This window comes from Stappia sp. TSB10GB4 (genome assembly GCF_900185745.1).
GTDB lineage: Bacteria > Pseudomonadota > Alphaproteobacteria > Rhizobiales > Stappiaceae > Stappia.
Genome location: NZ_FYAV01000049.1, coordinates 21366 through 33705, shown reverse-complemented (window position 1 = coordinate 33705; position 12340 = coordinate 21366). Strand labels below are relative to the sequence as shown.

Sequence of the window (12340 nt, the reverse complement as noted above, 5' to 3'; positions counted from 1 at the left end):
GGCGGTCCTGGCCGTGGGGTTTCCCCCTCCCTCCTCACGGTCAGGACCAGTTTCCCGTCCGCTTCGGCCTCCCGTCCGACAGGCGTCCGGCCGCAGCCTTCGGCGTGCGGTCTCAGCCGCAGGAGGGCGTCGCCTTGCCGGTCACCGTCACCCGCACCTTGGTCACTCCCCGACGCAGGAATTTCAGCTCGCGTGCCGCCCGCCGCGAGACGTCGAGCACCCGGCCCCGCGCGAAGGGTCCCCGGTCGACGATGGTCAGCGTCACCGTCTCGCCATTGGCGAGGTTCTCGACCTTCACCCGCGTGCCGAAGGGCAGGGTGCGATGTGCCGCAGTCAGGGCTTCCGGATTGTTGGGGGTGCCGCTTGCGGTGCGCCCGGTCAGTTCGTACCAGGAGGCGCTGCCGCATTCCGCCAGGGCAGGCTTGGCGGTCAGTCCGGCGCAGAGCGACAACGCCAACAGGCGGGCCCGGGGCTTGCGAATCATTTTCGGCAATCCATATTGTCAATCCTAACTATCTTGCGGATCGCGCCACGCGGCTCCGACACGGTATTGATCATCTCCTCCGGGAATGGCCGTTTTTCATGACTTTGTTGTGGCAAATCCCGCTTCATGCCGCTACGGCTTCTGCGAAAGTGGAACGATGTTGCGGGGGCGGACCGAATGACATCGGATGACGCGGCAAGGCCGGACCTGGCATGGCCCGCTGAGGGGCTGCATGCCGCGATCATCGCTGCGTCTCAGGATCCCATCTATTTCTGCACGCCGGACTATGTCATCCGCGAGGCCAACGAACCTTACGTGATGATCGCCGGCCTCAGCCGCGAGCAGACGATCGGTCGCACGGTGCAGGAGATTGCCGGCGCCACGGCCTTCCCGCGCCGCGCGCCGTTCCTGGAAAAAGCCCTGTCCGGTTGCGCCACGGTGCTGCAGGACTGGATCAACGTGCCCGGCCAGGGCCGCCGCTTCTTTCACGTGCGCTACCAGCCGGTGCATGATGCCGCGGGTCACTTGCTCGGGGTTGCCGCCTATGGGCGCGACATCACCGATCTGAAGGCGGCGGAGGAGGTGCTGCGGCTCTATGAGAGCGCCGTCACCCAGATGTCGGACCGCCTGTCGATCGTCGATCGCGATTACCGCTACATCCTCACCAACGAAAGCAATGCCCGCTGGCATGGCCGTACCGCCGAGAGCTTTCGCGGAGAGTCGCTGATCGAGATTGTCGGCGAGGCGCGGTTCGCCGCCGAGGTCCGCCCCTGGCTCGACCGATGCCTTGCCGGCGAGGCGGTGGAATACGATTTCCACGAGACGGCGCCGGACGGCTCTCCGGTGGTGATGGACGCCCGCCTCGAACCCTTCCGAAACAGCGATGGCGAGATCGACGCGGTCGTCGTTACCCTGCGCGACGTCACCGAGACCCGTCGCCTGTCGGAGCGGCTGGAGCGGCTGGCGCTGCAGGACGATCTCACCGGCATCGCCAACCGCCGCGCCTTCGAAACCGGGCTGGAGGAGCGCGTTGCCGCCTTCCGGGCGCGCCGGAGCGAAGGCTTCAGCGTCGTCTTCATCGATCTCGACGGCTTCAAGCTGGTCAACGACACGGCCGGACACGGCGCTGGCGACCGTTTTCTTCAGGATATCGCGCGGCTGCTACAGCAATCGGCCGGCGAGGACGTCGAGGTGGCGCGCATCGGCGGCGACGAGTTCGGCCTGATCATCGACAGCATGCTGCCCCTTGCCGCTCAGGCGATCTGCAACCGGTTGCTGGCCACGTTCGAGGGATACCGCCTGAACTGGGAAGGCATGAGCTTCCGCAGCAGCGCCAGCATCGGCATCGCCACCGTGGCGGTGCCCGCGGCTGGCGACGAGGAGGGCGCGCGGCAGGCCGTCACCGTCGGCCGGGTGCTGCAATGGGCCGACTTCGCCTGCATGCAGGCCAAGGCGGCCGGAGGCCATCGCATCGTCGTGCATGACGGCATGAGGAAGCCCGGCGACGACAGGAAGGTGGAGATCCGTCACCTGCTCGCGGTCGAACGGGCAATCGCCGGCAACGGCTTCGTGCTGAATGTCATGGCCATCGTCGATCTCGCCAGCGGCTTGCCGGCAATGCAGGAGGTGCTGCCGCGTCTTGCCACCGAGGACGGCGAGTTGCACGGACCCTCGATGATCCGCGCCATTGCCGAACGGCACGGCCTGATGCGGGCGGTCGACCGGCTCGTGGTCAATGCCGTGCTGTCCCGTCTCGAGGCGGGAACGAGCCACCGGTTACCGATCGCGATCGACCTGTCGGAGGAAACCCTGCACAGTCCGGTCTTCGCCCGCCAATTGTTCGATCGGTTGGGGCGCTCGCCGGGTCTTTCGGAGCGGCTCGTCTTCGAGGTGCCGGAGACGGCGCTGTCGCGGCTGAAGCCGGAGGCGTGGAACCTGATGGCGGACCTGCGCGCGCTCGGCTGCCGCATCACGCTGGACAAGTTCGGCCGTGGGTTCGCCGCCTTCACCCAGTTGCGCGCCAATGCGTTCGATTTCATCAAGATCGACCGGCTGCTGACGGCGGGCCTTGCCGGCGATCCGGTCAAGCGGGCCGCGGTTTCGGGGGTCGTCGGCCTTGCGGAGGCGCTCGGCCTGCCGACCGTCGCCGAATATGTGACGGAAGCCCGGCATCTCGACATCCTGAGGGAACTCGGCGTTTGCTTCGCCCAGGGGCAGGCCGTGTCGCCGCCCGAAACCTGGCACTGAACCTGGCACTTAAACCTGGCACCCCAGCCCGGCCCCAGCCTGGCATTGACGGTTTGCGGCCGCCGCCGGCTCACCAGGGAGCCGCCTCCGGCCAGTCCTCGCCGGGAAACCGCTCGCGCGCCTGCGCCGCCAGGGCCGTGCGGGTCGTCGCGTCGGCCGCCGCCAGCCGTGCCTGCCACACCATCTTGCGCCAGCGCTTGGGCAGCGCGCCGGCTCCCGGCATCGCGTCCACCCTCTCCTGCACCCCGGCAAGCCAATGTGCCGCCTGCTCGCGCTCACCGAGGCGGATGAGCGCCTGGCCCACCGCCAGCCCATAGCCCGGATTGACGCGTGCGTAAGGGTCGGCAAGCGCCTCCCCCACCGCGTCCTGGCTATCGTGCTCCTCCGCCGCCATGCGACCGGCGAAGGCGGCAAAGCGGGCGAGCTCTGCGGTGCCGTCCTCGGCGATCAACCCACGTTCGGCGCACAGGGTCCCGAGATCGCGGGAGAAGCCGGCGATCAGCTTGCGGGCGATGTTGAGCGTGTAGAGATGGTCGTGGCTGGCATGGGAGGAGAGGAGCCGCAGCACCTTGACCCGCGCCGGCAGATCCTGCCCGGCCAGGGCCACGGCGCCGGCCGCGTCCGTCGCGTCGAAGATGCCGAAGATCAGCGTCAGCTCCGGTCCTTCGCCGCACCGCGCCAGCCGTGGTGCCAGGTCCGGGGCGGTGGCCATCGCCGGCCGGACCACCGCGCCGCTCTGGCTGCCGGGCCGGCCGAGTAGCAGTTCCGGGCCGAAGGCGAAGACCTGCCCGTCGCCGCGCCGCAGCGCGGTGACGAGCGCACCATAAGCGCCCTTCGAGGCCCCGTAATGGACGATCCGCGCCGCGCCGGAGGCCGCAAGCGCCGCATCGATCGCCCGGTCGATCGCTGTCTCGCAGCCGAGATACCATGTGGGGTCCGGACAGTTGAGAAACAGGCAGGCGTGGCGGGTGTTGGAGAAGAACCGCTCCAGCCCGAAGCGGCCGGGGGGCACGCGCACCTGCGAGAAGACCACGGCAAGCAAGTCGCTGCCTCCGGCGGGCGCGGGGCGAAAACGCCAGGCAAGCCCGCTTGCCGGATCGTGTCCCTCACCTGTCCGCGCGTCGCCGTCCATCGTCCCGCCACCCATCCTCCCGCCTCAGATTTCCGGGCCGATCCAGAAGTCCGCTCTGGTTGCCTTGCGCGGCTGGCGTGCCTCCGCGATATGGGTCGTGCGCGGGTCGAGCGCGGCAAAAGCCTCGTATTGGGTGAGGAACACCTTGCCGTTGAGATGGGTCAGGAAATCGGTCCGCTGCAGCCGGTCCATCACCGGGCCCTTGACCTCCGACAGGTGGAAGCCGACCCCCGCGGCCTCCAGCCGCCGGCTGATCTCCTCCAGGCTCTCCAGCGCCGAGGCGTCGATCTCGTTCACCGCCGTGCACATCAGCACCACATGGCGCAGCTTCGGCCGTTCTGCCACCAGCTCCGTCAGCCGGTCCTCCAGGAAGCGGCTGTTGGCGAAGAACAGGCTCTCGTCGACCCGCAAGGTGAGCACGGTGTCGCCGGTGATCACCTTGTGCCGGTTGACGTTTCGGAAATGCTCCGTGCCCGGGACGATGCCGACGATCGCCATGTGCGGCCGGGCGCTGCGATAAAGGTGCAGCGCCAGCGACACGCCGACACCGACGGTGACGCCGGTTTCCACGCCAAGGACGAGCGTTGCCGCAATGGTGGTCGCCATCGCCGCGAAGTCGCTGCGCGAATAGGCCCAGACCCGCCTGAGCGCCTTCAGGTCGACCAGCGACAGCACTGCCACGATGATCGTCGCCGCCAGCGTCGCCTGCGGCAGGTCGGCGATCAGCGGCGTCAGGAACAGGGTGGCCAGCGCGATGCCGACCGCGGTGAAGGCGCCGGCGGCCGGGGTTGCCGCGCCTGCGTCGAAATTCACCACCGAGCGGGCGAAGCCGCCGGTCACCGGATAGCCGCCGGACAGGCCGGAGGCGATGTTGGCCGCGCCGAGGCCGATCAGTTCCTGGTCGGGGACGATGCGCTGGCGCTTCTTGGCCGCCAGCGTCTGGGCGACGGAAACGGACTCGACGAAGCCGATCACCGAGATCAGCAGCGCCGGCACCAGAAGCTGGCTCCACAGATGCGGGTCGAGCGAGGGAAGCGCCGGGGTCGGCAGCCCGGCGGGAATGTGGCCGACCAGCTTCACCCCCTTGTCGCCGAGGGAGAAGACATGGGCCGCCAGCGTCGTCGCCGCCACGGCTGCGACCGGGCCCGATTTGGCGACGATGTCGGCAAGCCGTGGCCGCAGCCCGGCGCGGATCAGCGCCGGTTTCAGCCCGCTGCGCACCCAGAACAGGAAGGCGGTGACCGGCACGCCGATGGCGAGAGCGTAGGGATTGACATTGCCGAGTTCGGAAGCGAGCCCGGCGAGGATCTCCACCAAGGTGTTGCCGGAGCCGCCGAGCCCGAGAATATGCTTGAGCTGCCCGGCGGCGATGATCAGTCCGCTCGCCGTGATGAAGCCGGAAATCACCGGATGGCTCAAGAGGTTGGCGAGAAAGCCGAGGCGGAACAGCCCCATCGCGACCAGCATCGCGCCCGACAGCAGAGCCAGCACGATCGCCGCGCCGAGATATTCGGGCGTGCCCTGGGCGGCGAGTTCTCCCACCGCCGAGGCGGTCATCAGCGACACCACCGCCACCGGCCCGACGGCGAGCGCCCGGCTGGTGCCGAACAGCGCATAGGCCACCAGCGGCAGGATCGAGGCGTAGAGGCCGACTTCCGGCGGCAGGCCGGCCAGCAGCGCATAGGCGAGCGACTGCGGGATCAGCATGATCGTGACGATCAGCGCGGCGATCAGATCGTCGGTCGCCGTGTGCCGAGTGTAGCTGCGTCCCCAGTCGAGGATCGGGAGATAGGAGGCAAGGCGGGTCATGTCCGGGCCGGAATAGAGGTCGCAAGAAAAAGGACGCCGCGCGCAAGCGCGCGGCGCGTCGAGACGGTCCCCTCGCACGGGGAGACCCACCTGTCGTCCGGCTCTGGCTCTGGCTCCGGCGTCAGCGCCGGTGGGCCTTAGCCGGGCAGGCCGTGGCTGGCGATCTGGCGCAGGGCCGGGGCAAGGGCGGACAGGTCGTAGCCGGCCTCCGCCGCCAGTTGCAGCAGTTCGGCCGGGTCGCGATCGGCAGCCTGGGACAGGGCCCACAGGTTGATCGAGCGCGTGCCGGTCCGGCAAAAGGCGAAGACGGGACCGTCGGCGGCCTCCAGCACCTCCTGAAAGCCGCGGATCGTGTCGGGCGTGATGCCCTCGCGGCCCGAGACCGGAAGCGCCGCATAGGCGAGGCCCGCCTCGGCGGCGGCGCGGGCGATTTCTTCGCCCGCCGGCTGGTCGGCGACCTCGCCGTCCGGCCGGTTGTTGATGATGGCGACGAAGCCCGCATCGCGGATCGCGGCGACATCCTCCGGCTGGATCTGGAACGATACGGTGAGGGTGTCGTCGACCCGTGCGCTCTGCATTCTTCCTGTCCTTACAATCCGTTGACCGGCACCTTCAGGAAGGTCCGGCCGCTTTCGTCCTTGGGGGGCAGCTTGCCGGCGCGCATGTTGACCTGTATCGAGGGAATGATCAATTTCGGCATGTCCAGGGTCGCATCGCGCGCCTGCCGCATGGCGACGAATTCCTCTTCCGTCACACCGTCGCGCGCATGGATATTGTGCTTGCGCTCCTCGCCGACCGTGGTTTCCCAGCGGATTTCGCGGCCGTTCGGGCCGTAGTCGTGGCACATGAACAGCCGGGTCTCGTCGGGCAGCGCCAGCACCTTGTGGATCGACCGGAAAAGCTCATGCGCATCGCCGCCGGGGAAGTCGGCCCGCGCCGTACCGCCGTCGGGCATGAACAGCGTGTCGCCGACAAAGGCGGCATCGCCCATCACATGGGTCATGCAGGCCGGCGTGTGGCCGGGCGTGTGCATGGCGAAGCAGGTCATGCCGCCGACCGTGTAGGTGTCGCCGTCGCGGAACAGGTGGTCGAACTGCGAGCCGTCGCGCTGGAACTCGGTGCCCTCGTTGAACACCTTGCCGAACGTGTCCTGGACGATCCTGATGTTCTCGCCGATGCCGATGCGCCCGCCGAGCTTGCCCTGGATATAGGGGGCGCCGGACAGATGGTCGGCATGGACATGTGTCTCGATCAGCCACTCGACCGTCAGCCCGTTCTCGCGGACGAAGTCGATGATCCGGTCGGCGGATTCGAAGGAGATGCGGCCGGCGGCGTAGTCGATATCCATCACGCTGTCGACGACGGCGCAGGCCGTGGAGGCCGGATCCTTGACCACATAGGAGATGGTGTTGGTCTGCGGGTCGAAGAAGGCGGTGACCTCCGGCCGGGTCGTCGGATCAATGGGATAGGTCGTCTCGGTCATCGTGTCGTGCTCCATCGGTGTCGATGTCGTTTCGTGAAAGGCCGTGTCCGGCGGGCTCAGGCGGTCTGCGGCTGCCGTACCCGCCAGGCTTCGACGAGGCGGATCGCGGCGATCGCCGCCACCATCGCGCCGGCGAAGACGAACGGCTCGCTGCGGCCGAGGCCGAGTGCCGGCACCACGCCGCCCGGGCAGAAGCCGGCAAGGCCCCAGCCGATGCCGAACAGCGCGGAGCCGCCGATCAGGCGCATGTCGAGGCGGGTGGTGCCCGGCAGCGAGAAGCCGGCGGCAAGCACCGGCGCCGGGCGGGCCATCACCAGCCGGTAGCCGATCACCGTGACGATCAGCGCTGCGCCCATGACGAAGGCGAGGGAGGGGTCGAAGGTTCCGGCGATGTCGAAAAAGTTCAGAACCTTGGCCGGATTGGCCATGCCCGACAGCAGGATGCCGGTGCCGAACAGAAGGCCGATGAGGAAGGCGGGAAGGATTCGGGTCATCGGTCAGGCTCCGGCGATGTGGCGGACGATGAAGACGGTGGCGGCCGTGGTCGCCATGAAGGTCAAGGTGGCGGTGATCGAGCGCTTCGAGAAGCGCGCCATGCCGCACACGCCGTGCCCGGAGGGGCAGCCGCTCGCATAGGACACGCCAACACCGGCGATCAGACCACCGGCCACCAGCATCGGCAGCGACACGGGCACCTCGATCTGGGGCAGGCTGCCGGTTGCCGCCAGCAGCACCAGCGGCGAGGCGATCATGCCGACAAGGAAGGCCAGGCGCCAGCCCCGCTCTGCGGCCGCGACGGACCCGGTTGCATAGGGGGGCAGCAGGCCGCCGATGATGCCGCTGATGCCGGCGATACGGCCAAGCAGCGCCATCAGCATGACGGCGGAGAGGCCGATCAGCGCGCCGCCGGCGGCGGAAGAAAAGGGTGTGAACTCGCTCATGTCGATGTCTCGCGGAACGGGGGGTGGCGGAGATCTCGGGAGAACGAAGAGCCTGCGGTGTCAATGGCACCTTGTGTGGTTGCGACTTGCTGACCCATCAGGGCTTCCTCGGATTGCAAATATATAAAGGGGCAATAAATTAGCAAGCATGAATATTCAAGACATGGAAAATAAGGCCGACGAGGCCGCCGCTCTCCTCGCCGCGATGGCCAACAGCCGCCGCCTGCTGGTGCTGTGCCATCTGGTGCGCGGGGAGCATTGCGTCGGCGCGCTGGCCGAGCGGGTCGGCCTCAGCCAGTCTGCCTTGTCCCAGCATCTCGCCAGGATGCGCGCCCAGGGCCTGGTGGAGGCCCGCCGCGACGGCCAGACCGTCTATTATCGGCTGGCCGGCGACGAGGTTCTTGCCGTTCTCGAGGCGCTTTACGGCATCTACTGCGCCGCCCCTTCCGCGCCGGGCGTCGAAGCGGGAGCCTGATCCGGCAACGGATCCGCCGGGTTTGCCGGGCGCATCGCCGCCGGTCCTCCCAGCGCCACGGTCGAGCCGTCCCGCCGCATCCTCAGCACGATCCCCGGCAGGTCGTTCAGCGGGTTCTCGTCCGCCTGCGGCAGATCGCGGTCGGCGCGCGGGGCCGACAACTCGTTGAGCGGCCGCAGGATGCGCTCGTGAATCAGCGAGCCGACCCTGAGCGGCAGCCGTTCGCCGGTCTGCGTCATCACCTCGAAGCGCGTCGGCCAGAGCCGCAGCACCCAGCGCCCGCCTTGCGTGCCGTCGGTGTCGTCGCCGTCGCGGCGCACCAGTACCAGATCGGCGCCGCGTCCGTTCTGGATGCGCGGCAGGGCCGGCAGGTCTTCCGCTGCCGTCTGTCCGGTCAGGAAGCCGGTGAAGGTGACGAGCGACCATCCGGGCGCCGGACGGTAGCCGTCCTGCGCGAGGGCTTCGGCCAGCGCCTGCGGGTCGCCGCTCCATTGCAGGATCAGCGGTTCCTCCTGCTCGCCGCTGAGTTCGATCCGGTGCGTCGGCAGCTTTTGCCAGCCGCCGGACAGCCATTCGTCCGCGCTCAGGATCTCCACCGGCATGCTCGGGCGGTACATCTCCCGCGCCTGGTCGAAATTGCGCGCCATGTGAATGCCGCCGACCACCGACAGCGTCGCTGCCGTCAAGGCCGCCAGCGACCAGCGGCCGATCTTCTCGTTGTGCACCGAGCCGAAGACGAAGGCGAAGGCGGCGACCATCGCCGTGCCGAAGGTGATGCCGCCGACCACGTCGCTCATCCAGTGCGCGCCGAGATAGATGCGGGAGAAGGCGACGGCGCCGATCAGCGGCACGGCCAGCGAGAAGATCCCGGCCTTGGTCAGCGGAGAGCGGTCGTGCGCGACCAGCACCGCGACGATGCCGAACAGCACCACGGTCAGCGTCGCATGGCCGGAGGGAAAGGACAGCGCGTCGGCGCCGGTGTAGATGTCGATCGGCCGCTCGCGCTGGAACAGCATCTTGAACAGCGGCACGAACACCGCCGCGCCGGCGATCGCGATCATCAGCCCGGTTGCCCGGCGCCAGGCCTTGCGGGCGAACAGATAGGCGATCACCACCGCCGCCACGGCGGCGATCACCACCCCGTCGCCGAGCATGGTGATGAAGGTCATGATGTCGTCGCCGACCGGGGTGCGCAGGTCCTGGAACAGGTTGCGGATCGCCGTGTCGGCGCGGCTCAGCCCATTGTCGGGCGAGATCGCCGCGGCCAGCGCCACGAACAGCGGCACCGTGACGATCAGCAGCAGCGCCGACACGATCATGCCGGCCGAGCGCGGATGCGCCGGGTCGAGCATGCGGGCGAACCACTGGCTGACGCGGTTCTCGTGCCGGCCCAGCCATTCGACGGTCCTCAGCCGGCTGCCGGCATAGAGCGGCAGCACGATCAGGATCAGCCAGCGGGCGATCATCACCGCGACGAACAGCAGCACCAAGAGCACGCCGAGCACCGTCGCCAGCCGGCCGCTGATCGCGCCGAGAGCGCTGAAGGCGGTGCCGGCGATGACGCCGGGGCCGAGATGGACGATGGCCCAGGCGATCGCCGAGGTGACGTTGATGAAGGTGAAGCGGCCGACCGGCATGCCGACCATGCCGGCGATGCCCGGCACGATCGCCTTCACCCCCGGCACGAAGCGGCCGATGAAAACGCTCTTGCCGCCATGCTGCCGGAAATAGGCCTCGCCCCGCTCGACCAGCGTCCGGTAGCGGTTGAACGGCCAGACCGACTTGATTCGGTCCTTGTAGACATGCCCGACCCAGTAGGAGATCGCGTCGCCGGCGATGGCGCCGAGCGTCGTCCACAGCAGGATCGGCCAGGGATCGAGCTTGCCGAGGCCGACCAGCGTTCCCGCGCCGACCAGCACCACCGTGGAGGGCACGAACATGCCGACGATGAACAGCGCCTCGCCCATCGCGATCAGGAACACGACCGCATTGGCGAGGGTCGGGTTCTCGCCGATGAAGGCGACAAGCTGGTTGAGAAGGTCCGTCACGAGACGCGGCCCGGCATGAACTGGTTCCTGGCTGGCGAGGGGTGGATTTCCCCGGTCGCGGCCCGCTACATGTACGTCCTGCGGCCTGCTTCGCCAATCCTCGCAAGACGCATTTTTCCCTGTGCGCTCCGAAGGCTGGCCCGGCGGTCATGATCGGTGCGGACGGCGGTGCCATTGCATCGCGGCGCCGGGCACGGCACCTTGTGCTCGATCAAACGGTGCTTGAAAACAAGACAGCAGGAGACGTGTGCCCGTGTTCCAGTCGGCTTCCCTTCCCGTCGACCTGTCGCGCACCGATTTCGATGCGCTCGAGCCGAAGCTGCGCACCGAGCTGCTCGCCGCCCAGCTCGAGGTGATCGAAAAGAAGCTCTTCTCCGTGCTGATCGTCATCGCCGGCGTCGACGGCGCCGGCAAGAACGACGCCATCGCCCGCCTGCACGAATGGCTGGACGTGCGCTATGTCACCTGCAACGCCTATGACGAGGCGACCGACGAGGAGCGCGGCCGTCCGGACCTGTGGCGCTACTGGCGCGACCTGCCGGCGCTGGGCGAGACCTCGATCGTCGTCTCCTCCTGGTACAACGAGCCGCTGCGCTGCTTCGTCCAGGGCGAGATCGGCGAGGCCGAGTTCGAGCGCCGCCTCGCCCGCATCAACCGGTTCGAGGGGCTGCTCGCCCGCGAGAACGTGCTGGTGCTGAAATTCTGGTTCTCGCTGACGCCGGCGATGCAGAAGCGCCGGCTCAAGGGGCTCGGCAGAAAGGGCCGCGCCCGCCGCATCCTTGCCGAATGGACCGACATCGCCCATGCCTCCGGCGCCCAGGCGGCCTTCGAGCAGGCGGCGCTCGCCACCTCCACGCCGATCGCCCCCTGGATCGTCATCCCCAGCGATGAGCCGCGGGCCCGCGACCTGGCGCTGGGCCGCTGCGTCGAAATGGCGATCCGCCGCCGGCTGGAGGCCGCCCCCGCCGATCCGTTGGCGCTGCCGGCCGTGGTTGCCCGCGTCGAGCGACGCAGCGCGGTGGAAGCGGTCGACCTCGGCGCCCGCCTGTCCAACCACCGCTATCGCACCGAACTTGACCGCCTGCAGGACGAGCTCGCCCGGCTTGTCGACCGCAAGGCCTTTCGCGACCGTTCCCTGGTCGTCGCCTTCGAGGGCAACGACGCGGCCGGCAAGGGCGGTGCCATCCGCCGCCTGATTCGCCCGCTCGATCCGCGCCGCTATCGGGTCCACCGCATCGCCGCCCCCAGCCAGGAGGAGCACGCCCATCCCTGGCTCTGGCGGTTCTGGAACCGGCTGCCGCGCCGTGGCCATGCGGCGGTCTTCGACCGATCCTGGTACGGGCGGGTGCTGGTGGAGCGGGTCGAGGGCTTTTGCAGCGAGGCGGCCTGGTCGCGCGCCTACAACGAAATCAACGAGTTCGAGGCCGAACTCGCGGATGCCGGAGCCATCGTCGTCAAGTTCTGGCTGGCGATCAGCCGGCAGGAACAGCTTGCCCGCTTCAAGGAGCGCGAGGAGGTCCCCTACAAGCAGTTCAAGCTCACCGATGACGATTGGCGCAACCGGCTGAAATGGGATCACTATGCCGAGGCCGCCGGCGACATGGTCGACCGCACCTCGACCCGCCTCGCGCCCTGGCATCTGGTCGCCGCCGAGGACAAGCGATTCGCCCGCGTCGAGATGCTGCGCCAACTCGTCGGACGGCTCGAACAGGCCTTGTGAG

Annotated in this window: 11 protein-coding genes; 3 read left to right on the top strand and 8 right to left on the bottom strand. The window is 68.5% G+C overall.

The window, feature by feature from the left end:
- Positions 1-112 precede the first annotated feature (112 nt).
- Complete coding sequence (locus tag TSB10GB4_RS11660; protein ID WP_186387865.1) at positions 113-484, bottom strand: septal ring lytic transglycosylase RlpA family protein; 372 nt, start codon at positions 482-484, stop codon at positions 113-115.
- A 177-nt stretch (positions 485-661) separates the two neighbouring features.
- Here TSB10GB4_RS11660 and TSB10GB4_RS11655 point away from each other — a divergent pair, with 177 nt between their 5' ends.
- Positions 662-2731, top strand: coding sequence for a GGDEF and EAL domain-containing protein (locus TSB10GB4_RS11655; protein WP_186387866.1), 2070 nt, complete (start codon positions 662-664; stop codon positions 2729-2731).
- A 70-nt stretch (positions 2732-2801) separates the two neighbouring features.
- Here TSB10GB4_RS11655 and TSB10GB4_RS11650 read toward each other — a convergent pair whose 3' ends face one another.
- From TSB10GB4_RS11650 to TSB10GB4_RS11625, 6 genes are all read right to left on the bottom strand, one after another.
- Positions 2802-3773 (bottom strand): hypothetical protein, encoded by a 972-nt coding sequence (locus TSB10GB4_RS11650; RefSeq protein WP_186395896.1) that lies wholly within the window; start codon positions 3771-3773, stop codon positions 2802-2804.
- Positions 3774-3887: 114 nt separating this feature from the next.
- Positions 3888-5672: a SulP family inorganic anion transporter gene (locus tag TSB10GB4_RS11645; protein ID WP_186395895.1), complete on the bottom strand. Its 1785-nt coding sequence runs from the start codon at positions 5670-5672 to the stop codon at positions 3888-3890.
- A 137-nt stretch (positions 5673-5809) separates the two neighbouring features.
- Entirely contained in the window at positions 5810-6250 is a 441-nt protein-coding gene (locus tag TSB10GB4_RS11640) for a TIGR01244 family sulfur transferase (protein ID WP_186395894.1), read from the bottom strand.
- Positions 6251-6261: 11 nt separating this feature from the next.
- On the bottom strand, positions 6262-7155 hold the full coding sequence (locus TSB10GB4_RS11635) for an MBL fold metallo-hydrolase (protein WP_186395893.1): 894 nt from the start codon (positions 7153-7155) through the stop codon (positions 6262-6264).
- 56 nt (positions 7156-7211) lie between these two features.
- Positions 7212-7649: a DUF6691 family protein gene (locus TSB10GB4_RS11630; RefSeq protein WP_186395892.1), complete on the bottom strand. Its 438-nt coding sequence runs from the start codon at positions 7647-7649 to the stop codon at positions 7212-7214.
- 3 nt (positions 7650-7652) lie between these two features.
- Positions 7653-8096, bottom strand: a complete 444-nt coding sequence (locus TSB10GB4_RS11625) for a YeeE/YedE family protein (RefSeq protein ID WP_186387872.1) — start codon at positions 8094-8096, stop codon at positions 7653-7655.
- A 163-nt stretch (positions 8097-8259) separates the two neighbouring features.
- Here TSB10GB4_RS11625 and TSB10GB4_RS11615 point away from each other — a divergent pair, with 163 nt between their 5' ends.
- A complete protein-coding gene (locus tag TSB10GB4_RS11615) occupies positions 8260-8571 on the top strand; it encodes a helix-turn-helix transcriptional regulator (RefSeq protein ID WP_244293066.1) in 312 nt (103 codons plus the stop codon).
- Here the strand turns inward: TSB10GB4_RS11615 and TSB10GB4_RS11610 are convergent.
- Positions 8526-10619, bottom strand: a complete 2094-nt coding sequence (locus TSB10GB4_RS11610; RefSeq protein ID WP_186395891.1) for a bifunctional DedA family/phosphatase PAP2 family protein — start codon at positions 10617-10619, stop codon at positions 8526-8528. The two genes, TSB10GB4_RS11615 and TSB10GB4_RS11610, sit on opposite strands and share 46 nt — an antisense overlap.
- Positions 10620-10872: 253 nt before the next feature.
- Between TSB10GB4_RS11610 and pap the strand changes: the two genes are divergently transcribed.
- Positions 10873-12339 (top strand): polyphosphate:AMP phosphotransferase, encoded by a 1467-nt coding sequence (pap, locus tag TSB10GB4_RS11605; protein WP_186395890.1) that lies wholly within the window; start codon positions 10873-10875, stop codon positions 12337-12339.
- The last annotated feature ends 1 nt before the right edge of the window (position 12340 follow it).

What these genes read in the sequence shown, in the direction of transcription:
- TSB10GB4_RS11655 (WP_186387866.1), top strand. Translation starts at nt 662, where the DNA reads ATGACATCGGATGACGCGGCAAGGCCGGACCTGGCATGGCCCGCTGAG.
- TSB10GB4_RS11630 (WP_186395892.1), bottom strand. Translation starts at nt 7,649, where the DNA reads ATGACCCGAATCCTTCCCGCCTTCCTCATCGGCCTTCTGTTCGGCACC.
- TSB10GB4_RS11615 (WP_244293066.1), top strand. Translation starts at nt 8,260, where the DNA reads ATGGAAAATAAGGCCGACGAGGCCGCCGCTCTCCTCGCCGCGATGGCC.
- TSB10GB4_RS11635 (WP_186395893.1), bottom strand. Translation starts at nt 7,155, where the DNA reads ATGACCGAGACGACCTATCCCATTGATCCGACGACCCGGCCGGAGGTC.
- TSB10GB4_RS11645 (WP_186395895.1), bottom strand. Translation starts at nt 5,672, where the DNA reads ATGACCCGCCTTGCCTCCTATCTCCCGATCCTCGACTGGGGACGCAGC.
- TSB10GB4_RS11640 (WP_186395894.1), bottom strand. Translation starts at nt 6,250, where the DNA reads ATGCAGAGCGCACGGGTCGACGACACCCTCACCGTATCGTTCCAGATC.
- TSB10GB4_RS11625 (WP_186387872.1), bottom strand. Translation starts at nt 8,096, where the DNA reads ATGAGCGAGTTCACACCCTTTTCTTCCGCCGCCGGCGGCGCGCTGATC.
- TSB10GB4_RS11660 (WP_186387865.1), bottom strand. Translation starts at nt 484, where the DNA reads ATGATTCGCAAGCCCCGGGCCCGCCTGTTGGCGTTGTCGCTCTGCGCC.